This window comes from Candidatus Methylacidiphilales bacterium (assembly GCA_025056655.1).
Classification (GTDB): domain Bacteria; phylum Verrucomicrobiota; class Verrucomicrobiia; order Methylacidiphilales; family JANWVL01; genus JANWVL01.
Genome location: JANWVL010000055.1, coordinates 42855 through 66206, shown reverse-complemented (window position 1 = coordinate 66206; position 23352 = coordinate 42855). Strand labels below are relative to the sequence as shown.

The 23352-nt window shown below is 46.7% G+C and carries 19 protein-coding genes and 2 pseudogenes; 7 read left to right on the top strand and 14 right to left on the bottom strand.

Annotated elements, in window-relative coordinates:
* Positions 1–16 precede the first annotated feature (16 nt).
* Entirely contained in the window at positions 17–739 is a 723-nt protein-coding gene (locus NZM04_02965; protein MCS7063002.1) for a YggS family pyridoxal phosphate-dependent enzyme, read from the bottom strand.
* Between the two features lie 60 nt (positions 740–799).
* Between NZM04_02965 and dnaG the strand changes: the two genes are divergently transcribed.
* The 3 genes and pseudogenes from dnaG (at position 800) to rpoD (ending at position 4523) form a co-directional block, all read left to right on the top strand.
* Positions 800–2596 (top strand): DNA primase, encoded by a 1797-nt coding sequence (gene dnaG, locus NZM04_02960; GenBank protein ID MCS7063001.1) that lies wholly within the window; start codon positions 800–802, stop codon positions 2594–2596.
* Between the two features lie 10 nt (positions 2597–2606).
* Positions 2607–3233 (top strand): annotated as a pseudogene (locus NZM04_02955) (RNA polymerase subunit sigma).
* A 555-nt stretch (positions 3234–3788) separates the two neighbouring features.
* Positions 3789–4523, top strand: a pseudogene (gene rpoD, locus NZM04_02950) (RNA polymerase sigma factor RpoD).
* On the opposite strand, the gene NZM04_02945 reads toward rpoD, so the two are convergent.
* The 3 genes from NZM04_02945 to NZM04_02935 are packed head-to-tail and all read right to left on the bottom strand — an operon-like array spanning position 4520 to position 7558.
* Positions 4520–5332, bottom strand: coding sequence for a TatD family hydrolase (locus NZM04_02945; protein MCS7063000.1), 813 nt, complete (start codon positions 5330–5332; stop codon positions 4520–4522). The pseudogene rpoD and the gene NZM04_02945 overlap by 4 nt on opposite strands.
* Positions 5333–5336: 4 nt before the next feature.
* Positions 5337–6752 carry a TIGR03790 family protein gene (locus NZM04_02940; GenBank protein MCS7062999.1) on the bottom strand — a complete coding sequence of 472 codons (1416 nt, stop codon included), beginning with the start codon at positions 6750–6752 and terminating at the stop codon, positions 5337–5339.
* Positions 6749–7558 (bottom strand): MBL fold metallo-hydrolase, encoded by an 810-nt coding sequence (locus NZM04_02935; GenBank protein MCS7062998.1) that lies wholly within the window; start codon positions 7556–7558, stop codon positions 6749–6751. The genes NZM04_02940 and NZM04_02935 overlap by 4 nt, the downstream gene beginning before the upstream one ends.
* Positions 7559–7657: 99 nt before the next feature.
* Here NZM04_02935 and recN point away from each other — a divergent pair, with 99 nt between their 5' ends.
* Both recN and NZM04_02925 read left to right on the top strand, forming a co-directional pair.
* The gene (gene recN, locus NZM04_02930) at positions 7658–9340 is read left to right on the top strand and encodes a DNA repair protein RecN (GenBank protein MCS7062997.1); all 1683 of its coding nucleotides are present in this window, start codon (positions 7658–7660) and stop codon (positions 9338–9340) included.
* Positions 9341–9342: 2 nt separating this feature from the next.
* Positions 9343–9900: a methylated-DNA--[protein]-cysteine S-methyltransferase gene (locus NZM04_02925; GenBank protein ID MCS7062996.1), complete on the top strand. Its 558-nt coding sequence runs from the start codon at positions 9343–9345 to the stop codon at positions 9898–9900.
* Between the two features lie 34 nt (positions 9901–9934).
* Here the strand turns inward: NZM04_02925 and NZM04_02920 are convergent, their stop codons facing one another.
* Complete coding sequence (locus NZM04_02920; protein MCS7062995.1) at positions 9935–11374, bottom strand: NAD(P)H-hydrate dehydratase; 1440 nt, start codon at positions 11372–11374, stop codon at positions 9935–9937.
* Entirely contained in the window at positions 11355–12254 is a 900-nt protein-coding gene (locus NZM04_02915) for an ion transporter (protein ID MCS7062994.1), read from the bottom strand. The genes NZM04_02920 and NZM04_02915 overlap by 20 nt, the downstream gene beginning before the upstream one ends.
* Before the next feature lie 149 nt (positions 12255–12403).
* Between NZM04_02915 and NZM04_02910 the strand changes: the two genes are divergently transcribed.
* A complete protein-coding gene (locus tag NZM04_02910; GenBank protein ID MCS7062993.1) occupies positions 12404–13594 on the top strand; it encodes an ABC transporter permease in 1191 nt (396 codons plus the stop codon).
* Between the two features lie 19 nt (positions 13595–13613).
* Here NZM04_02910 and NZM04_02905 read toward each other — a convergent pair whose 3' ends face one another.
* Together NZM04_02905 and NZM04_02900 are read right to left on the bottom strand one after the other, a co-directional pair.
* Positions 13614–14486 (bottom strand): aldehyde dehydrogenase family protein, encoded by an 873-nt coding sequence (locus NZM04_02905; protein ID MCS7062992.1) that lies wholly within the window; start codon positions 14484–14486, stop codon positions 13614–13616.
* 24 nt (positions 14487–14510) lie between these two features.
* Positions 14511–16136 (bottom strand): aldehyde dehydrogenase family protein, encoded by a 1626-nt coding sequence (locus tag NZM04_02900; protein ID MCS7062991.1) that lies wholly within the window; start codon positions 16134–16136, stop codon positions 14511–14513.
* A gap of 127 nt (positions 16137–16263) precedes the next feature.
* On the opposite strand from NZM04_02900, the gene NZM04_02895 reads away from it, so the two are divergent.
* Positions 16264–17526 carry a hypothetical protein gene (locus tag NZM04_02895; protein ID MCS7062990.1) on the top strand — a complete coding sequence of 421 codons (1263 nt, stop codon included), beginning with the start codon at positions 16264–16266 and terminating at the stop codon, positions 17524–17526.
* 4 nt (positions 17527–17530) lie between these two features.
* Here the strand turns inward: NZM04_02895 and NZM04_02890 are convergent, their stop codons facing one another.
* Genes NZM04_02890 through NZM04_02865 form a run of 6 tightly spaced genes read right to left on the bottom strand, consistent with a single transcriptional unit; the run spans position 17531 to position 23351 of the window.
* The gene (locus tag NZM04_02890; protein ID MCS7062989.1) at positions 17531–18097 is read right to left on the bottom strand and encodes a DUF2062 domain-containing protein; all 567 of its coding nucleotides are present in this window, start codon (positions 18095–18097) and stop codon (positions 17531–17533) included.
* A gap of 36 nt (positions 18098–18133) precedes the next feature.
* Entirely contained in the window at positions 18134–19297 is a 1164-nt protein-coding gene (locus NZM04_02885) for a class I tRNA ligase family protein (GenBank protein ID MCS7062988.1), read from the bottom strand.
* 14 nt (positions 19298–19311) lie between these two features.
* Positions 19312–20475 (bottom strand): HEAT repeat domain-containing protein, encoded by a 1164-nt coding sequence (locus NZM04_02880; protein MCS7062987.1) that lies wholly within the window; start codon positions 20473–20475, stop codon positions 19312–19314.
* Between the two features lie 30 nt (positions 20476–20505).
* Positions 20506–21207 (bottom strand): lactate utilization protein, encoded by a 702-nt coding sequence (locus tag NZM04_02875; GenBank protein MCS7062986.1) that lies wholly within the window; start codon positions 21205–21207, stop codon positions 20506–20508.
* Between the two features lie 6 nt (positions 21208–21213).
* Positions 21214–22635, bottom strand: a complete 1422-nt coding sequence (locus NZM04_02870; protein MCS7062985.1) for a LutB/LldF family L-lactate oxidation iron-sulfur protein — start codon at positions 22633–22635, stop codon at positions 21214–21216.
* On the bottom strand, positions 22632–23351 hold the full coding sequence (locus NZM04_02865) for a (Fe-S)-binding protein (GenBank protein MCS7062984.1): 720 nt from the start codon (positions 23349–23351) through the stop codon (positions 22632–22634). Before NZM04_02865 ends, NZM04_02870 begins: the two co-directional genes overlap by 4 nt.
* Position 23352 lies beyond the last annotated feature (1 nt).

Below are 23352 nucleotides of genomic sequence, written 5' to 3'. Positions count from 1 at the left end.
ATTATCTAAAATTATTTTAATCCTTTTCTCCGTGTTTACTCGAATTGCCTAGATGAGCTGAACTCCTAGCTCCGAACAAAGCCGTGCCCAAACGCACCATCGTCGCGCCTTCTTCTATAGCTACCTTATAATCATTACTCATTCCCATAGATAACTCAGTGAGTGGCATGCCGACCTTCTTGGAAATATCCTCTTTTAATTCCCTTAAACATCTAAAAACTGGTCGCGTTTTTTCTGGGTCTTTATAAAGCGGAGCTATCGTCATCAAGCCCATTAAGTCCAGGTATCTCAAAGAAGCCACTTTTTTAACCAATTCTTCAGCCTCTTCTATTTTCACTCCATATTTCGTTGCCTCTGCTGCAACATTTACCTGCACAAGCACCTTAACTTGCCTCCCTTTCCTTTCGCAGCGTTGATTCAATTCCAATGCAAGGTGTTCACTATCCAGAGAATGCACCCATGAAAAATATTCAGGCACCCATTTCACCTTGTTAGTTTGCAAATGACCAATAAAATGCCATTCCCCTCGGCCTACCTTCTCAATTTTACTGATTGCCTCCTGAATCTTACTTTCCCCGAATGATCTTAATCCCGCACGCCAAGCCTCATCGATGAGGGAGGGGTTATGTCCCTTCGTCACAGCAATAATTTTCACCTCATCGAATTCCCGCCCGGAACGTTGACATGCAGCCTCGATCTCCCTTCTCACCAAATTAACATTTTCGAATACATCGCTCATATTTATTATCAACGATAATATCCACTAGAAAGACCACACCAACATCAAACTTCTGTTCAGATGCCAGGCATTTCAAAGGAAACAATCGATCGCATCCGGGCCGCGGCTAATATCGTCGAGATCATAGGCTCTTACGTTCCACTCAAGCGTGCCGGCAAAGAATACCGTGCGCTAAGCCCATTTAATAAGGAGAAAACTCCATCATTCTACGTCGACCCCGTAAAAGGTCTCTTCAAATGTTTTAGTAGTGGCCACGGAGGTGACGTCTTCAAATTCATCATGCTCTACGAAAACGTAGACTTTCCAGCTGCCGTCCGTCTTCTCGCTCAGCGGCTGGGCATTCCCGTCGAGGAAAGCTCCCTTTCGCCACAAGAACAAGAAAAAACACAACTTCGCGACACTCTCCTACGCCTTCACTCGGACGTCGCGGCATATTGGTCTCACCTCCTCCATAATGCTCCTGAAGCAAAACCTGCTCGGGATTATCTCACCCTGCGCCGGATTCCCCTGTCACTCGCGAGGGAATTTTCTCTTGGGTTTTCTCTCCCCTTACGTGACCACCTTCTAACGTGGGCCAAACAAAAAGGTTATCCGATTTCTGTCCTCCGCCTATCTGGACTCTTCGCAGAAAATGAGCAGTCCAAGCAGCTCTATGACCGTTTTCGAAACCGCCTCACGATCCCAATATTTAATGAAAGCGGACAACCGATTGCCTTCAGCGCTCGCCTGATCTCCCAGCAGGATAATGCACCGAAATACTTAAATTCACCCGACACCCCTTTATTCCAAAAAGGACAGACGCTATTCGGGTTGCACAAAGCCAAACGTTCTATACTCGAAACAGGCTTCGCCCTTTTATGCGAAGGCCCCCTGGACCTCATTCGCTGCCATCAATACGGCTTTACCAATTCAGTCGCCACTCAAGGCACTGCCTTCTCAGAAAACCAAGCTCGCCTCCTACGCAGATTCACCCAAGAAATTGTCCTCTGCTTCGACTCAGATCGTGCTGGTGAAAGCGCCACTCTCCGAAGCCTTGAGATTCTACTCTCTCTAGACTTCGATGTCCGCATCGTCACCCTTCCACAAGGACACGACCCAGACTCATTCCTTTCCGAACACCCCCCCGACACATTTCAACAACTCATCTCAAACGCTCCTCACTACATCGATCACTTCACCAATAAAATACTCACCACGTTTCCCGTAGAGACGCCTCAAGGGCGTGCGCAAGCCACCGATGCTCTATTAAATCTACTCCGCCATGTCACACACCCCGTAAAAAGGGAGGCTTACACCCTCACTCTAGCCGCACGACTGCAAATTCCCCAATACATCCTCCTAGAGCGCCTTAAAGCTCTTCCCCCCTCACCTACTCCCCCTCCCCACACCTCAAATCTTTCTGAAGCTAACGAAATAACGCTACACCCCGTCGTGGAGCACTTAACTGCATTCTTGCTTGCTTATCCAGAATACTGTCCTCACCTAGCACGCCTTATACCCCAAGAATCTTTCGACTTTGTAACCGGTGGCCATCTCCTACGTCGCCTTCTGGAGCTTCACTCCCAAGACCTATGGGATACTCCTGAATCACTGATGCACCTCCTTACTGACGAAGCCGAAAAAAACACACTAGCCCGCCTCGCATTGCGCCCCCCCGACATTACTCCCAACGCTCACGACTCCTACTTTCACGATCTCATTCTTCAACTCAAACGTCAAATCCTCCACTACCGAATCAGTATCCTAGAGCAAGAGATCAAAAGCCAACTCCTCTCACCCCAGGCCTTATCACAAAAAACAAAAGAGCTACTTGATTCACGCAGAGCTCTTGCTAACTTACTCCGTCCTAAACCTTAACCTAGCGAATATGCCCATTTCTAAAAAAAGCACTAACAAAAAGATCCGAGATACCGCATCCACAAGCTCCTCAAGAAAAAAATCCTCACACGATAAGCCCGAAAACACTCAAAAGCTAACCACTCCCTCGACCAAAGACACGGAGAGTTTGCCGTATCGTCGTGGGCGTCGCAAAGCCAACACCACCCAGCAAGATCCCTCCACCGCTTCACCCGATAAAAAAATCAAAGACTTAGATAAAATCATCGAGTCCGGAGACACGCACAAAATTTACTCCAAACTCAACGAACTCCCGCAATACCAAGAACGCATCCGCTCACTCCTCAAACTCGCCAAGGAACAGACCTATCTGACATTTGACGACATCAATGAAGCCCTACCCGAAAACGAGGCAAACCCAGAAGTTATTGAAATGATCCTAGCCCTCTTGAGCAGCATGGATATCGCTGTCATAGACAGCTCCGAAGTCGACCGATACAAACAAGCTGCTGCTCAAGAGGAAGAAGCCAACGCTGTAGCCGAAAAAGAAGCTAAGCTCGATATCCTCGATGATCCCGTGAGGATGTATCTGAAACAAATGGGGCAAGTGCCACTCCTCACACGCGAGCAAGAAGTCGAAATCTCAAAGCGAATTGAGAATGCTGAACAGGCTGTGATGAAGATTCTTCATCGATTCGGATTTACTGCCCGTGAATACATATCTCTAGCCTACAAACTACTCCAGCAACGCGAGCGCTTTGATCGCGTCATCCAAGATAAAAAAATCGAAGGCCGCGAAAAATACGAAAAGAGTCTCAAACAACTCATCAAAAAAGTAGAAACCTACGACGAAAAGCTCACCGATCTCTACGTCCGAATAAAAGAATGTAAACAAGATGCCACACGGCAACGTTTACAAAAGGAATTTGACCGCAATCAAGCCAAGATCGAAAAACTCTTCGCCAAATTTTACTACAAACAAAAAGTCATCGAAGACTTTGCCTTCGGCAATCAAATACACTATCAACGGGCTCAAGAATACCTCTCTCAAATTCAAAAATTATCCAAACAGAAAAACCTATCCAAGGATGCACAAGCTCGATTAAGCGAATACCAAAACAACCTTGCTGAATTTGAAATACAGGCCCGAATGCGTGTCGACGAATTTTGCAACCAATACCTAGAACTCCGCAAACAACTACGAGCAGCAATGGAAGCCAAAACAGAAATGGTCGAAGCCAACTTGCGCCTAGTTATCTCCATTGCAAAAAAATACACCAATCGTGGCCTCTCCTTCCTCGATCTCATCCAAGAAGGCAACATGGGCCTGATGAAAGCTGTCGAAAAATTCGAATACCGCCGCGGCTACAAATTCTCCACCTACGCCACCTGGTGGATACGCCAAGCTATCACCCGCTCTATCGCAGATCAGGCACGCACCATCCGCATACCCGTTCACATGATTGAAACAATCAATAAATTGATGCGTGTCCAAAAACAACTTATCCAAGAGCTCGGGCGTGAAGCCACACCGGAGGAGATTGCGGACGAAATCCAAATGCCCGTCGAGCGAGTCCGCGCCATCCTCAAAATGGCTCAACAACCCATCTCCCTCCAGGCCCAAGTCGGAGATAGCGACGACACCACCTTCGGAGATTTCATCGAGGATAAATCAGCCGAAAATCCTGCAGAAATGGCTGCACATTCCCTACTCAAAGAAAAAATAGCCCAAGTTCTTGAAACCTTGACTCCACGAGAGCGCGAGGTGATTGAGCAACGGTTCGGCCTAAAAGATGGCTATTCACGCACGCTTGAGGAGGTCGGTCGCCAGTTCCGCGTCACACGTGAACGCATCCGCCAGATCGAAGCCAAAGCGCTACGAAAAATGCGACACCCCACTAGACTGCGCCATCTTTCAGGGTTTCTTGAACACGAGCAGGTCTTTTAACCCAATCTAAAAAACTTTTCTGCCGTCGCAGTCGTCTGCTCAGCTATAGATTGCAACGAGACCGAGCGCAACATCGCGACCGTTTCAGCAATGACTCGCGTATGGGCAGGCTCACATCGCTTCCCCCGAAAAGGCGTCGGAGCTAGATAAGGACAATCTGTTTCAACCATAAACGAGTCAAGAGGAACCTGTGCTGCCGTGTTTTGAACCTGCTGTGCGTTTTTGAAAGTCACGATGCCAGTGAAGGAGACTATGTGCCCGAGGCGCAGCAAATCCATGGCCTGTTCTAGCGTGCCCCCGAAACAATGAAACACTCCGCGAAGACGCCCTGTATAAGGATGCAATATTCGGAGCGTATCTTCCCAAGCATCGCGTTGATGGACGACAACATTTAACCCATATGCCACGGCTAGTTCGAGTTGGGCGCGAAAAACATCCTGCTGTCTTTGCTTGTAAGCTTGGTCTGTATCATGTGCCGCAGAAGGATCAGATATTTTTTGACTTGGCAAACGATGATAGTCCAATCCCGTCTCGCCTATGGCAGCCACTGGATGCGACTCAATGATCTGCCTGAGTGTTTTTTCGGTGCTCCCATCCCATTCATCAGCATGATGAGGATGAATCCCGATGACAGGAAAAACGACCTGCGGATAAGCTCTCGCAAGCTCGATCGCTCGGTGGCAGGATTGAAGATTAGTGCCTATTGTTAAAATACGTGTCACGCCAGCAGAGAGAGCCCGCTCGATAACTTGAGGAAGATCCCTTTCGTAATCGGGATAGTCCAAGTGTGCATGCGTGTCGATTAACATGCTGCTATTCGATTGCAGGTTTACTAATGACAGGTTTGAAAGGCTTCAATACTGGATCGAGCGGCAATTCCTCATTTTTAGGCTGTTCAGGCATCGGGGACACTTGTGGAGGCCGTGAAGGCTCACGAGAAGGAGCTGGAGAGGCTATTACTTTCTGCTTGGAAAGGATCCGAATAGGATCGGGTAGTTTGCCCACATTGATTTGCGCAAACGGACGATAAAGCGGGTCCGCAACGATCACGACTTTCCATGAAAGGGCGGGCATCGAGCGATAGGCGGCCTCAGCCACCGTGAGACCTTCGAGAAGTCGTGCAATAAACAAATCCCAATGTGGCATCAAATGCAGATATGGTTCATCCACTGCACCGATCGTTACTGCTGCGCCAGCATGAATCAAAGGCCCGCACCAATTTTGAGTCGAGCTATGCAGAGTTTGTGCACTGTATGAGTGGATATGATAAGCGATCGAGCCCGCAGCAAGAACGCCAGGATTCATCATTGGCCCCTTCGCATTGTCGGTATACCAACCTGCATAAATCGCTGTGGAAGGCCATTTCATCTCATCTGGAAAAAGTTCAGGCGTATCATCAATCGTGACGTTGAAACCGGCAGCTTTAAGAAAACGGATCGAGTTTCTCAACCATTCATCTCCTAGTAAATAACCTCCGCTCTCAGCGGTCATCCCGCGGGCATCAATGAAAGCGTTTCCGCGCAAGCCTTGCTTCTCTACATCCAGAGTCTCTTGGATGCGGCGGCGAACGATTTCATTTGAAGGCCCATCCAAGCGTGTGACAAGAACCATCCCTAATGCATCACTTCGAGAAAACGGACGCGAGGAACGTGGAGTGGTGCCTTCGTTAAAATAAGGATTCCTAATTGGGCCATAAGTTCTCCAACTGCCCGTCGGAAGCATGGCTAGCTCCGAATCCACACTCGCACCATTATGCTTGAGATTGTCTGGTCCCTCATAAGGCTCAACCAAGTTAGGGTCCTCTGCGATTCGGAGAGGAATTCCTCGGATGAGTAAAATAGCGCGAATATCGTTTTTATGAGTATTGAGAAGTGATGGAGTGAGCATTCCGAGGGGCTGCATTTCTACGGAACGCTGGAGCCACCCTTTTTCGATCAGATAGTTTTCGATCGGCCGTAGGATTGTCTGTGTGAACTCTTCGCGAGTGATGGTTTCTGTTAGGGGCGCTTGAATGCCAAGCAGTCGCTCGTTGGGAATTTTTCGGCTGCGGGCATAAAATCGAGCTAGGGCTTCACTGCCGAGAAAATCTCGGTTGTAAACAACTAATAGATGATTTCTAAGAGGTGCTGGGGAAAGTTCCTTTCCAAGAAGGGTAAAATTTATGGCAAAGAGTAGAATCACATACACAAGAGCTAAAAAGCTAAAGTTGGGCATCAGCAGTTCTCTCATGAAAACCATGTGAGTTGTAAACCATCGTAGGCAGGCGCTACGCCGTTAGGCAACTGTTTAAGACGATCGACGTGGCTTTTTTGATGGGTGAGATGGGTGAGAAATGCCCTTCGCGGAGCTATGCGTTCTATGACTTGAAGAGCTTCAGGAATAGAAAGATGCGTAGGGTGAGGTTCGTCACGCAGGCCGTCAAGGATTAAAGTGTCCACTCGGTTGAGAATTTCATAATACGGTTCGGGCATTTCCTTGCAATCCGGAAAGTAGGCTAGAAGGGAACGCCCATCGTGAATAAAAAGAAATCCGTGAGTCTCGACGTTGCCGTGAGGCACTTGTAAGGGATGGATGGTTAAATTATCAATCTGGAAAGAGCCAGTAAAAGGATGTGGAGTAGCGTGAACGTAGGTGCTCACTGTATTGTGAGGATCAAAAGCATAAGGGAAGATACGCTCGAGTGTCTGTAGCGTCGCTGCCGAGGCATAGATCGGCAAAGCTTGTGATTGAATTTCACAAAAACGTCGTAGATCATCAAAGCCCATTATATGATCCGCATGACTATGAGTAATGAGAACATGATCAACACGGTTAATCCCCTCTCGTAAGGCTTGGATTCTAAGTTCAGGAGTAGTATCGATAAGGATATGCGCATCGGGAGTGCGTAGAAAAAGGGAACAGCGACTCCGTTGATCTCTACGATCATTAGAGCAGCAGACTGAGCAGCGACAGCCAATCACTGGCACACCTTGAGATGTGCCTGTGCCAAGGACGGTTGCCATCATGATGGCTTCAGTGGGAAAAGGACGCTGCAAACAAAAACGGCTTTGCATAGCCATTGTAAAGGCAAAGCTTATAGACGATTGAGAAAAAAAGCGATAAACAATGCGAGGTTGGTTTAGCTGACGGCAGTTATGTTGCGCTCATTGCAAATAAAAAATCTAGCGCTTGTGGATTCAATCCGATGGGAATTAGGTAAAGGCCTGAATATCTTGACGGGAGAAACAGGCGCCGGAAAATCTATTTTAATCGAAGCGTTACAGCTTTTGTTAGGTGAGCGCGCCGATAAATCTTTGATCCGCACCGGGGAAGAGAGTTGCACGGTCGAGGCTGAATTTCAGATAGAAAATCCACTGCTCAGAAAACAAATCAATATTTGGCTTGAGGAATCTGGAATTGAGCAAGATTCGGAAAATCTTTTGATTCTTAAGCGCATTCTAAGCACCACTGGGGCAAATCGCCAATATGTGAACGGTAATGCTGCGCCACTTCAACTATTAAAAAAAATTGGTGATAAATTAGTAGATATTCACGGCCCGCACGAGCATCAATCTCTCTTAATTCAAGCTACACAGCTTGATCTGCTCGATGCCTTCGCAAAATTAAATGAGCTAAAAGGTGCATATAAACAGTATTTTCAAATATGGAAAAATGCTGAACGAAGCTTAAACGAAGGCCAGTTGTCTCCAGAAACAATCGCGCTGCGATTAGAGACTCTGAAAGAGCAGGTTCAAGAAATTCGATCTGCCAAAATTCAAGAGGGAGAAGAGACAAAATTAGAAGAAGACTATCGCATAGCAATTAACTCAAAGCAGCTCACTGAATATGCTCAAGCTCTTTATCGTCTTTTGGATGAGAGCGAAGAAAGCGTAAGCCAGCTTTTAGCGCGCACAGAAAAAATCCTTAAACAATGGGAATCACTCGATCCTACAGCGGCCACACTGCTAGAGAAAAATCATCAAGCCATAGAGTATGTGAGAGAATTAGCCGAACTCATAGTGGCTCGATTAGAAGACCCACAAATGGACGCTGCCTATATCGACCGCTTAGAAGCAAGGATGGATTTGTTTCAGCGTTTGAAGCGTAAATACGGTGTTCCAATTCATGAATTAAATAATCTTGCTGAGAAATACGAACAAGAAATACATGACTTAAGCAGCCACGAAGCAAGAGTGGAGGCTTTAAAAAAAGAGGCAGAGCAATACCACAAAAAAGCATTGGAACTTGCTGAGGAGATGCACAGGAAACGTAAATTAGCGGCTACGAATTTGGCCGAGAAAGTGCAGGGAGAGTTGAGAGATTTAGGGTTTCTGCAAGCTGTATTCCAAGTCAATCTTTCACGCAAAGAGTCCCTTGAGGCAAATGGATTTGACCAAATTGAGTTTATGTTTGCTCCCAATCCAGGAGAACCGCTCAGACCGTTGCGTATGATCGCTTCAAGTGGAGAGATGGCGCGTGTGATGTTGGCTATCAAGACCACTTTAGCAGAGGTTGATGAAGTGCCAGTTTTGGTGTTTGATGAAGTCGATGCCAACGTCGGTGGGAGCACGGCCAATAAAGTGGGATCAAAGCTTCGTGCTTTAGGCGAGCGACGTCAGGTGATTTGCATCACACATCTTCCGCAGGTGGCAGCACATGGACATTGTCACTACGTGGTTGAAAAGGAGGTGAAAAATGAACGCACCTATGCTCGCTTGCGTCTTCTCGATAAAAAGGAACGTCTGCATGAAGTCTCTCGTATGCTAGGTGGTCTTCACGAGGAGGCTCAAGCCTTGTCAGAAAAATTACTTCAGGAGGCCTCTAAGCTGAAAGTTTAGGGATGCTGTATCACTCTTTTATCTCATTAGTTGAGTATCCTGAAGATAGCGGATGTTATTCTTGGGGATGGCAAGAAAGTTCCTTTGGTAATGTGTCAACAGTCTGGATTGACGATGTGCTGGTAGGAGTTCATTTTTTCGATACAGAAAACGAGTGCCGTTCTTGTTTGTCACGTTTCAAGATTGAGGACAAAGCTGATACACGCAATAAGGAGACACTAAAGCTGATCCATGCTTTTTCTGATAAAATAAGCTGGGAGAACTATTGCTCTTCAATCAAAGTCGGCCTATGTGGCACAGATTTTCAAATAAAAACATGGCAGGCGATTGCTGAAATTAGCTGGGGAGAAACTTGTTCTTATGGTGAGGTAAGCAATAAAGTATCCGGAAAACCGGCCGCGCGAGCAGTAGGGCAGGCATGTAGTTCGAATTTGCTTGCTTTGATCATACCGTGTCACCGCGTGGTAAGTGCTTCACTTTCCAAGTTTAATTACCGATGGAAGCCGTGGCGTAAGAAACTTTTACTGGAACACGAGAGGCGAAATAGAGCAAAGGTGTAGAATTTGAGTCCGATGTGTTTCAGTCCCTTTGCCTCTAGTATATTTTCTTGAACTGAAGCTGTCTCCACTCCCTTGCGATTTGACGGGCTAAATCTGATGCTGTCCATCCAATTATACCATGAAGATTGGATAATGTATCCGCTGCTGCACCGTGAATATAAGCTGCAATACGGGCTGCGGCATTAGTCGGGTAACCCTGTGCAAGCAATCCACTGCATACACCGGCTAAGACGTCCCCTGTGCCAGCCTTCGCCAATCCTTGGTTTCCAGTTGAGTTGTAGGAAATCGAGATCGGGTCATCTTTTTGCTTAACCAAAGTGTGCGGCCCCTTGAGCAATAAAACCGCTCGAGAGCTATCACAAAAGGCTGTTGCCATTTCAATGCGTGATAAGTCAGTGAAATTCAAAAGGCTTTTTATCTCCCCCATATGAGGAGTGACGATTGATTGAGGACTTAGATGGGATAACCACTTTTTATGACCAATGATGGTCAGAGCATCTGCATCAAAAAGAGACGGAATGGAGAGGTCGAGAAGATGTTGAACAATCGACTCACTCCAATTGTCTATGCCCAACCCAGGTCCAATACCGAAGGAATCTGCTCGTTCTTCTACTGTCGATATGCAATCGGAGAGAGATTGTAACGGCCGCACCATAATTTCAGGTGGGAGACGAGTTGCTAGAATAGAATAGATTTCAGGACGCACCCATAGAGTGACTAGCCCTACACCACTCGCTAATGCACCTTGGCACATGAGCTCAGCTGCTCCTATAGTGCCGACGTTTCCAGCAAAAAGATGGACATGCCCGCATTTATATTTATGGGTATCACGACTTCGCTCAATGAGTCGCTCAGCAACCCAAGAGGCATCAATCCACTCTGGAAAAGGCTCTAGCCAATCTGTTGAGCTTTGAGGAAAGGGCAGTGGAGCTACTTCAATGCGACCAACGTGATTAATAACCGAGTCGTGAAAAAGCGTAAGTTTGGGGAAACCACAGCTAATCGTGATGTCTGCTTTGATTGCAAAAGGATCAACGTGAGCTTCGTCGCCAGTGATCCCGGTTGGCACATCAATCGCCACTATTGGATACTTGGATGCAAGGAAGAATTTTTGGATATGTTTTAAATAATTTCCTGCCAGTCCAGGTCGTGCACCGATTCCGAGTATGGCATCCACCAGCACGCAGGGGGCAAGTATTTCGAAATCCTGTGCTCCCTCATTCGCATTGATAACGTGTATTTTATAGCCTTTTTCGCTTAGAATTTTAGCTGTTTCGCGGCCGTCATTACCATTATTGCCTCCCCCGCAGAAAAAGTAAAAGGTGTGATTAGAATACTCTGCAATCGGGAAGTAGCGCATAAGAATTTTGGCTATGCCTTGCGAAGCCGAATGGATAAGGTTTTTTTCTGTTATCCCCGCACGAATCGCTTCTTGTTCTAGGCGCCGCATCGTTTCAATTGAGATGATTTTCATCTTTAGAATCCGAGGCTTGATTAGAGTTTAATCCGCTGATCAACAAACGGAGGCGTTCCAGTTCTCTTTCGATATTTTTTATTGTATCTGAGAATTCTCTCTCACAATTCCCTTGGGCGCGGGGAAGCAAAATCTTGTTCTCAGATTCTTTTTGTGAAAGCTCTTGCATCGTGGAAACGATAATGCCGATAAATAAGTTCAATATGGTAAATGTGGCCACGATGATGAAGGGCACAAAGAAAGCCCAAGCCCAAGGATGTTTCTCCATTAGTGGTCTAACGATCCCCATAGACCAACTTTCCAAAGTCATAATTTGGAACAATGAATATAAACTAGCACCAATGTTGCCAAACCACTGTGGATGGGTCTGACCAAAGAGTTTTGTCGCTAGGACAGCACCCGTGAAATAAAAGACGCACATCACTGCGATCACGCTCGCAAGCCCAGGAATTGAGTGAATGAAAGCTGCTACAACTCGCCGCATCGATGGAACAATAGTGAGCAAACGCAAGACCCGTAGCACTCGCAAGGCACGCAAGACACTCCAGGTCCCAGCAGCAGGCAGAAGAGCGATTCCAACGACTAAAAAATCAAAAATATTCCAACCGCTAACCCAAAAGTAACGACGATAGGCGATGAGCTTGATGAAAATTTCAAGGCAAAAGATAGCCAAACAGCTTTTATCTAACACAGAGAGGAAAAATCCATATTGCGACATAATTCCGGAGTCCGTTTCTAAAGCCAAAATAAGGGCATTAAAAAAGATAATAGCGACGATGATGTGCTGGATTGTATTTGATTCTACCCATGTGGCGAGACGAACACGCCAGTGGTCAGATGGGATCTTGGATTTTAAGAGTTCAAGCTCCTGCAAAGACATGGAATGGATTTAAGTCCTGTGAAACGAGCTATCAAGTCCCTGCTTGACGCATTTTCTGTATAATTGAAGCTCTGCAAGATATGTCCTTTCGGAATGTGAGCCCGACTCTCTTTATTGGTCTTCGTTTTTTGACCGATCATCGCCGAGCTATGATTTTAAGCGGATTGGGAATTACATTAGGTGTGGCTTTTTTTATCGCAGCACAAGCGCAGACTCAGGGGTTCGAAAAATTTTTTATTAACACGAGTTTAGGGACTTCTGGAAGCATTGTGATTAGCGATCGTTTCCGAGAGGGGCTGACCCAGAGTTTGCAAAACGAAGCGGATTTAGTGGAAATCAGCGGGGGCCAATCACGCAAATATTTTCCTGGCATCATTGATGCATATCGGATCATCCGAGTGTTGGATACGTTTCCTAATGTTGTAGCTGCTGCACCTGTGATTGAAGACAAGGCTATTTTAAGAACAGGCATTAAAAACGAGGCGGTCTCAGTGTATGGAATCGATCTTAATCTTCATTTGAAGACCACCGATCTTGCTTCTCAAATTCAACGAGGTTCTCTGGATGATTTCCGGAACGATCCATCAGGAGTTTTGATTGGTTCCGCACTAGCTGAGAAACTCGAGATTCAGCCGGGCAGCAACTTATTTCTCTATGGGCCGGATATGCGTCCGCGCCGGTTTAGGGTCGCTGCTTATTATCAAACAGGGATCAATGCAATTGATGAACGCCGCATTTACCTTCATCGTCGTGCTGCCCAAAATGTGCTGCAATTTAAGCATAGTGCTTCCTTAATTCTTGTGCGCCTTAGAGACCCAAGTAAAGCGGTAGAAGAAGCACTTACCTTAGAACGTCTTCTCTCTCATCGGGCTAGGGCTTGGCAACAACGCGAACAGGGGAATCTGACGATTTTTCGAGCATTGCGGGTTTCAGCTGCTGTGACTGTTTCGACTATTATCTTACTTTCAGGGTTTGGTATTTTTAATGTGCTTTCACTTTCTGTGATGGAGAAACTGAAGGAGATTGCGATTTTGCGATCGATGGGTTACACACGACGTGATATATCCCGCATCTTTCTCTGGCAAGGTGCTGGAATAGCGGCGATCGGGATCAGTGCAGGCTGCATTTTAGGAGCTTTGCTTACTGACTTCATATCTCGTATACCAATCAAACTGCGAGGAGTGATTCGATCTGACTATTTCGTCGTCCACTGGAGTGGAGAACATTATCTGTATGCTGCATGTCTAGCGGCGATTGCCGTGTTTATTGCGGCTTGGGCGCCAGCACGGCGAGCAGCTGCACTCGATCCGATTCAGATTTTAAGAGGATCTGGGCAGTAGCAAGGAAGAGAAGACCTGTTTATAAACCAATCGGATGCCAGGCCGTTTTGAATTCGACTGTGTCTAGAATCCAGTAGGGATCCTCGGCAGACTCTGTTGCCCATGCAGTGGGACTCAACCTTCTGCAAGCATACCGTTTTAAGTTAATGGCGGAACCGTTTTGCAGCACCTTTTGCAGTGAAATGTTTCCGGATGCGTCTACGATTGCATGGATCCCCATGTGCTCAGCAGCAAAAGGCGCTAAATCCGCGTGAATCGAGCTGAGAATATTTACAACACCTTTTGGTAGATCGCACGTTGCTAAGATTTCGGCAAGGGTCAGCGATGGTAGTGGATATTTTTCCGACGGAATGAGAATTGCTGCGTTACCACTGAGAATGACTGAGGCGAGGAGTGAAATAGGAGCCAGAAGCGATGGTAGTTCAGGTGCAAAAATAATTACCACCCCCATGGGTTCTGGAATTGTAAAATTGAAATGAGAAGTGGCTACGGGGTTTACGCTTCCAAAGAGTTGAGAATACTTATCAGCCCAGCCTGCAAAGTAAACAAGGCGATCGATGGATATATCTACTTCGTTTTGAGCGGTGCTGGAGTCTACGGATGTAGAACGTGCCACTTCATGGATCAGCTCGTGTTTGCGTTGCTCGAGCATCTCAGCGGCACGGTAAAGTATCTGGCTGCGTAGATAGGCCGTTTTTTTTGCCCAATCGTTTTGCGCAATTTCGCAAGCTTTTACGGCATCTCGTAGGTCTTTTCGAGTTGCATAAGCATAATTATCCAAAAACGTGCCATCAGGAGTAGTGGCAGGAAGAGTGCGCCCTCCTTCACTGCGGACAAATGCGCCGTTGATGTAAAGTTTGTATGTTTTTCGAACGGGGAGACGACTGTTCATATTCACTAAGAAGTGTAAAGTAAGTTACGTGAGATTAAGATAGGGCAGAAGTCCATGAAGACCGCCTTCGCGCCCCCAACCGGATTCTTTGTAACCTCCGAAAGGCGAGGTCGGATCGAATTTGTTGTAGGTGTTTGCCCAGACGACACCCGCGCGGAGCTTACTTACGATTTTGAAAATTTTAGAGCCCTTATCTGTCCAGACGCCAGCCGAGAGGCCGTAGGGGATGTTATTAGCGCGTTCGATCGCTTCTTCGGGGGTGCGGAACGTCATGATAGTAAGCACTGGTCCGAAAATTTCTTCGTTAGCGACACGGTTACTCATTGTCGCGCCTGAGAGTAATGTGGGAGGAAACCAAAAGCCTTTTTCTGGAAGGCGGCATGGGGGCTGAATGACTTCCAGACCTTCTTCGATTCCACTTTGGACTAGGGCGCGGATTTTTTGAAGTTGAGCTGCGGAATTGATTGCTCCCAGATCGGTGTTTTTATCGAGAGGATGGCCTATGCGAATCGTACGGATGCGATCTTGTAATTTCTGTATCACTCTAGGGTAGATGTTTTCTTGAACAAGTAACCGTGATCCGGCGCAACAGACGTGTCCTTGATTAAAAAAGATGCCTTGAATGATGCCCTCTACTGCCTGGTCCAACGGAGCATCTTCGAAAATAATGTGGGCTGCTTTACCTCCGAGCTCGAGCGTGAGTTTTTTGTTTGTGCCAGCTAGAGCTGCAGCGATGCGTTTGCCGACTTCAGTGGAACCTGTGAAAGCGATTTTATCGATACCGGGGTGTTGAACGATAGCGGCTCCCGTTGCGCCAGCTCCAGTGATAACATTCACAACGCCAGGAGGAAGCTCTGCTTCTTGAAATATGCGGGCAAGGGCGAGGCAGGTAAGAGGGGTTGTCTCAGCTGGCTTGATGACGACGGTATTTCCACAGGCCAAAGCGGGAGCGATTTTCCAAGCGGCCATTAGCAGAGGAAAATTCCATGGAATGATTTGTCCTGCGACTCCGATTGGGCGAGGCATGCGCCCAGGGAATGCATATTGTAGTTTATCTGCCCATCCTGCGTAGTAGAAGAAATGCGCCGCGACAAGCGGAAGATCCACATCGCGGGATTCTTTAATTGTTTTGCCGCCATTTATCGACTCCATTACAGCTAATTCACGTGATTTTTCTTGGATGATTCGCGCGATGCGGAAGAGATATTTGGCGCGTTCGCGGCCAGGCATGGGGTTCCAGACGTTTTCGAACGCAGCGCGAGCTGCCTGAACGGCTTTATCAACATCGACTGGATCGCCCTCTGCAATTTCAGCGAGGACTTCTTCGGTCGCGGGATTTATTGTCGGAAAATAACGTCCGGAATGAGGGGGGACGAATTTCCCATTAATAAAGTGGCCATAACGTTCTTCAAATCGGATATAGTGGCTCGCCTCGGGTGCAGGAGCGTAGTCCCATGCGTTGCCGAAGGAAAGTTTGCGATCTTGCACGGGCACTGCAGTAATAGAACGCGATGGACTTGTGCGAACGGCCAATGTTTTGGCTATGCCAGCATGAGTGATCACTGCTGAGGAAGATGAGGGGGAGCGCTTTTTTTTAGAGGATTGGGGAGGCGCCGAACGAGAAAGGCTCTTCTGTTTGGATTTTTTCATGAGTAGAGGAGACAGTAATAGACTAGTGATGAAGGATTGAAAATGCGAGCGTTTTCCCGGAGTGGCTTGCTCTAAATAACGAATGGTTATTATTAATTTTGAAAGATGGATTTTGTGGAAGCTGCTTATGTGTGTCCTGATGATTGATTTTAATGCCTATTTTGCCTCGGTGGAACAGCAGCTTCGTCCAGAGCTGCGCGGCAAGCCCGTAGCTGTAGTGCCTGTAGAGGCTGATACGACATGTTGTATTGCAGCCAGCTACGAAGCCCGACGGTGGGGTATCAAAACTGGGACGCTTGTTGCTGAGGCCAGGCGACTTTGTCCTCAGTTGAAGGTTGTGCTAGCTCGCCCTGAGATTTATGTCCGTGTGCATGAACGTATCGTTGAAGTGGTGGAGCAATGTATCCACATTGAGGAGATTTCCTCTATAGACGAAATGTGGGGCTATGTAAAAGCCAGGGATGAAGAAGAAGGGCGATCCTTATGCATGAAAATTAAAGGGAGTATAGCTAGAAACGTAGGAGCTTATTTGAAATGTTCGGTAGGCATAGGACCGAACGTCTTTTTGGCGAAGGTAGCTACTGATTTGGAAAAGCCGGATGGCTATGTCTATCTGCGTCGAGAGGATGTGCCGAGGCGAATTTTACATCTTTCTCTGAGTGATCTGTGCGGAATCGGGAAACGAATGGAAGCACGCCTGGCAAGTGCGGGTATCAAGACCATTGAAGAACTTTATAATGCAAGTCGCCAAAAGCTTAGAAAAATATGGGGTGGCATCGAAGGCGAGCGGTTTTATGAAATGCTAAGGGGTGAGCCTATTCAACGCCAGCGCAGACGCACACGGACGATAGGTCACTCGCACGTCCTTCCGCCCGCTGCTCGACATTTTGATGGTGCTTACGCGGTCGGACACCGTCTCTTGCAAAAGGCAGCGATGCGTTTGCGCCATCAACGTTTAACATGTGGACGTCTTGTAGTATGGATCCGATGGACAGATCGGACGCGATGCTGCATTGAAATGGGAGTGGGCGGCACGCAAGATACTATGCGCCTTCTTGCTGCATATGATGAAGTGTGGAGAGAGTTGCGGCGTGAAATTTTAGAAAATAAAAAGATCGACTCATTTAATTCTAAGCCCTGCTTTTTAAGCGTAGGGGTGATCTTTACTGATCTTGAAGCCGAGAATGTAGCTACGGAGCCTTTATTTGAAGCCGACCGAAAAAGAGAGCGGTTGTGTGAAGTCGTAGATGCATTAAATCGGCATTACGGCCGCGGCAAAATTTTGTGGGGAGGGGCCATTTTAGCTCGAGATGCAGCTCCCATGAGGATCGCCTTTTCGCGAGTGCCAGATGTAGATTTAGAAGGTGACTGGACAGTCGGTGAGCCATAATAAACTAGCTGTGGTGGTGAAGGAGACGTTGCATTTTCTGAGCCAAGTGATGTCCGAAATATCGAATGATTACATATCCGAGAACACCTACCACAAGCCCAATGGATAGACAGCCGACGAGTAGCGGTTGCCAACCTTCTCGAATGAGTGTCTCAATATCTCTGAATTCTTTAGCTGGAATATCAAGAATTTTGCAGCCGACCAAAAAAGCAAAGGTGTAATATATTGGCGCTGTTACTGGATTAGTGGTAAGGATAATTAGGATAGTCGTGGGCAAGTGGGCTCGAAATAAGATATTAAAAGGCACTGCCATAATGATTTGGAGTCCGAGAAATGGTGTGGAACCGCTCATACAGCCGATTAGCCAGCCTCGAGCGATATTATCCGATCGCAATCGCCAAAGATCGGAGTGAAAAATTCTCGAACCGATCATCTTAAAAAGCCAGTGACGGCGAAGTTTGCGGCGTGAAAGCCCTTTTTTGTGAAGCCAGCGAACAAGATGAGCGCGACGGCGAATATGTGAAGAGCTTTTGTGAGCTGGGAGAGATTGTTGAGGTTCTGAGGAAATCATAATGACCCTACGGATTGGATGCTTTTGGGTTCACAATCAGGTGTGAGAGGACAGTGCGTGAAGAATTTGCTGGAGGCGGTTTAGTTTGCTTCTTAGTTCATTCGCCGTCTCTCGCCATGCATCAACTTTATCGGGAGGAGCTTTAGACAGAATTAGTGGGTCAGAGAGTTTCTGCTGAGTTAGCGCAATGTCGTTTTGGACTTTTTCGATTTCTTTGGTCAGCCTTTGTATTTCTTTGGGCACGTCTATTAATCCGTCAGTGAGTAAATAGAGTTCACCAAGCGGAGTAAGTGTGACGGGAGTTTGGGCCAACGCATTTTCAGTAAGCGCTAATGAAGAAGCATGAATTAAAGTCGAGAGGATTGAGAGAGTCTCGTTTGATATATTTTTATAAGATAATAAGCGGTAAGGCACTTTCTGTGATGAAGGGATATTGAGTTCAGCTCTTAACACGCGAGCAGCGTCTACGGTAGAAAACACAGCCTGGACAAGTGCATGATCATCGTGAATAGGGGCTTGACGGTCAACTTCCGGCCATGAGGCAAACTGTATGCTTCCTGATCCGAGTGCCAGCAGTCGCCAAAGCTCTTCAGTAACAAAAGGAGAAAACGGATGCAACAAACGAAGAATCCGAGATAATACATAATCGCACGTCTGAAGGGTGGAGTGGCGGCTTGCTGAGTGAGGGGATTGGAACTCTGCTTTTGCGACTTCGATATAGCGTGCGCAAAAGTCGTTCCAGACAAAATCATAGAGGGTCTGCGCAGCAGCGCTGAAATCAAAAGCATCGAGAGCTTGATCTACGGAAGCACGCGTCTTTTCAAGTCGAGACAATATCCATTTAGAAAACGGTGTGAGTGCGTCTAAGTCTTGATATGGATCGGCATCCTTAGCGATCGGGCCTTGGAGAGCACGAAATCGGGCTGCATTCCAGAGTTTATTGCAGAAGTTCCGGCCTTCTTCGATTTGCTTCTCGTCGTATCGAATATCCTGTCCTTGTGGGGCGATTCGAATGAGACCGAATCGTAGGCCATCTGCTCCGTATTGCTCAATAAGCGAAAGCGGATCTGGTGAATTGCCCAGTGATTTTGACATTTTACGGCCATGGCGGTCGCGTATTAGGCCAGTAAAGACCACTTTTTTGAAAGGTATATGGTGAACGGAATCTTGAAGGGGCTGACTTGAGGGGTCGGATGTCATTGAACGATGGGTGATTAGGGTGAGGAAGAGGGAGACGTCTGGCGTTGCCTTTGTTCTTGTATCAGAGCTTGGGTGATTTGGCCTACTGCCATTTGGGCAGCTCGGCGAATTTCTAAAGGTTCATTATTATCCCTAGCGATCATTTGAAGTCGTCCAAGCGATTGCTGATCTGCTTGCAATCCCAAAGCTACAATTGCCTCGCCTCGAACATCTCTATCGGTTTGGTTAAGCAGACTTCTTAAGAGGGGCAATGCCTGCGAGTCTCGAGATAGTCCAAGTGCTCGTATAATCCTTGCTTGGGTATCTTTGTCTTGGACTTTAGGAAGCGTCGAGATTAGGAAGGCAGTAACTTCTGGTTTTTGAAATGAAGCCAGACATATGGCAGCGACTCGTTTTTTTATTTCATCCCCTTGTCTAAATACAGCATCGAAATGAGATTTTGTCTTTTCTGTTGTGAGGGTGAGGAGTCCGTTTTCTGCCGCATAACGGACGGTGCTATCAACATCGTGTAGCATTGCGAAAAGATGATCGATGACTTCAAGTTTTTGCTTGAAAGACCGAGGTGTTGATTCATCACGATAACGCCCCAGGCCTGAAACGGCCTCTGCACGAACGAACCACCATTCATCTTTTGTAGCTTCTTTCAGAATTGGGAGCACGGCATCAGTTGGATTAGCAGCTAGGGCTGTTACAGCGGCTTGTCGCACGTCTCGCACAGGATCTTTAATCTTTGCTTTGATCAATTCGAACGTCCAAGGAGCAGGATAGAGTGCCAAGCCACGAATAATTGCAATTCGTTGTTGAGGGTCGAGTTGGTTAAGGTTCTTTTCGATTGCTTCTATGAGTGGAGGATACTCGGGTGTTGCATCAGGAGGCAGCTTATTTTTCTGTATGAGAAAATTGCTGACATCTCGTATAGCTCCGGCGATAAAGTCTACTTTTTCTATTGTGGCTAAGAGTCGAAATAGAACTGGATAAATCTGGGGGTTGAGGACGTCCTCAGCAAAGGCTTGTCTCAGGGTTTCAATTGCAGTTGTATAGTTCTTTTCATCTATGAGCTGATTGATTTTGGGGAATAATCTTTGGTTAATTTCCTCGCGCTTCTTTTGTTCTGCCGATTTACAGCCATATAAGACCAGGGCTACAAGCAGAAGCGGCGCGGTAAGATGAAATTTCATACGCTCAATACAATTAGAAGTATCGCATCTCTAATCAATGATTATTATGATCAATCGCCTCGGACCATGGGCTCCGAGGACCAGCGTCCGTTCGATATCAGCAGTCCGACTTGGTCCTGTAATCAGAGTGAAGGCGGAGGGATAGGCTGAACCATATTTTTCGGCAATCAGGTCGAATGCAGCGGGAAGGTCCGCTACAATTTGTTTCTCTGTAGCTAATACAATATGCGTAGGAGGAAGTGCACTGAGGGCGCGTGAGGAGGTAATGGCTGTGCTGATTAAAACTGTGCCGGTTTGGGCAATAATAGCATCGCAGTGTGTGATGGCTACGTCGCATTGTTCAAGGTCCGTAAGGTTGTAGGCCTCATCTGCCCAGAGTGCTTCTGGAAATACTTCCGCACAGGATTCCATCCAAGGGCCTTTATGCAGGGCTACGCGGACCCAATTTTCTTGCAAAGCCAGATCTTTAATTCCGTTGACCAGCGAGACTAGCCCTTCGCAGCGATAAAGCTCAGCTTTGATTTCAGAAAGGCGTTTGGACAATAGCTTGAGCGCTGCATCCGTGGATTCGGGCGCCGGTGGAAGCCAGTTTCGAATAGAACCTTCTAGATCACGCGAGGTGACTACCGCTGTAGGCTGATGAGTGCCAGGAAATGGCGCTGCAAGACGAAGTGCCTCTTTTATTCGCTTGTAGAACCGATCGAAAGAAGAGGTCGCTAAATTTGTGGACATTTCAATTTATTTTAGCATAAGACGCGGTAAGTTTTTCCGCTGACGCCTCCAAAAGCTACGAAAGCTATGCCGACGTAGACGCGGAAGCTCTCTTCGTAAGCACCATCTACGAAATGGATCGAACGGTTTCCCAGCGATAAATTTATGAAGATTTTGAAGATAATAGAATAACCGCAAAATCGGGCGAAAGCGGCTTTGATTAAGTGCATATAAGGTGTAAAGCTTAAATAAACTGTTCTCTAATAAATTTCTTTTAAGACGATAGGCTTGCTCTCGCAGGTCGAGTAAGTGGTGATGAAGATTGATTTTCACCGGACATATCTCTGTGCAAGCACCACAGAGTGTGCTTGCTTTAGCTAGATGTTTCCATGAATGGATCCCTCTTAGATAAGGCATGATAACGGAACCTATCGGCCCCTGATAAGGTGCTGCATAAGCATGCCCGCCAGCATTTTGAAAAACGGGGCATATGTTCAAGCAGGCTCCACAGCGTATGCAATGAAGCAGCTCACGCTGATGTGGGCGCGCTAACAATGTTGTGCGTTGATTATCCAAAATAATAAGATGTAATTCCTCAGGGCCATCTTGTTCATGCGTCTTTCTAGGGCCGAAATAGAGAGAATTGTAGGCAGTAAGATGCTGCCCTGATCCTGATGTCGCTAACATCGGCAAAAACAAAGCTAAATCCTGCATGCGGGGAATGATTTTTTCGATCCCCATAACAGCAATATGGATACGCGGACACGTGGCAACAAGGCGTGCATTACCTTCATTTTCAGTTATGCAAATCGCCCCCGTCTCTGCGACAGCAAAATTTACTCCTGTGATGCCAATATCTGCCTGAAGAAATTTTAGCCTGAGTTGTTCTCTAGCAATTTGCGTAAGAGTTTCCGGATCATGGGTAAGTCCTACATCGAAGTGCATTGCAAAAATCTCGCCTATCTCCTCTTTGGAGAGGTGCATTGAAGGAAACACCAGATGATAAGGAGGTTCATTTTTAAGTTGGACAATCAATTCGCCTAGATCGGTTTCAATCACTGTGTAGTTCTTCTTCTTAAGTGCGGAATTGAGAGAGATCTCCTCCGTCGTCATGCTCTTGGATTTAACAACCGTCTTAGCTTGGTTTTTCTGAGCGATATCTAGAATGATAGATTGAGCCTGGTAAGAATTGTCTGCCCAATGAATTTTCATTCCATTTTTTGTCGCATTATCGACAAACTGAGGGAGGAATTCATCCAGATGATTTATAGCTTCCCATTTGATTTGAGCAGCAACCTGGCGTGCAGCTTCCCAGTTTTGGAACCGCTCGATTGTGCTGCCTCGCTTGGCCTCATACCCTTTCAGGGCATTACGGATGCGTTGACGTCGGTTGTTGTCCTGAATCAATCTTCGAGACAACTTTATAAATTTCCGGTGAATGGATTTCATCTAGAAGCTAATACCTCTACAAGGTGTAAAGTTGTAATGGAGCTTCGATGATATCTCAGTGAAGATTGCAAATGCATCAGACAACTCGAATCACATGAGATAATAAAATCCACTTCTAAGTCACGAGCAGTGGCGCATTTAGCCTCTGCCATGCAGGTTGAAAGTTCGGGAAATCTTACGGCAAAGGTTCCTCCAAATCCACAACACATCTCAGCGTCGGAAGCTTCGACTAATTCCAGCTCCTTAACTTTGCGCAGCAACTCACGCGGCGGTCTCTTCAATCCTAGCTCTCTCAGTCCATGGCATCCGTCATGAAATACAGCTCGACCTTTTAATCTGGCTCCTAAATCAACAACTCCTAGATGATTAACAAGATAATCGGAAATTTCATAAACATTATCCCTTATCTCCACGGCTAAATCATATTCCGGATACCCCTCAAAAAGACGAGGCATGAATATTTTTAACATAGCAGCACATGAGGCTGAAGGCACTATGATCACCGATGATCGCTCAAGAGCCCTTAGAGTTCTGGTTGCTATTTTACGCGCTTCCTCATGCAATCCTGAATTAAAAGGAGGCTGCCCGCAACAAACTGCCTCTTCTCTGAAATCAACCTGATGACCTAGACGTTCTAAAATTTGCACCGTTCGCACTCCCACCTCAGGATAAAAAAGGTCAACAAAGCAAGGAATGAATACCGTTGCCTTAATCATA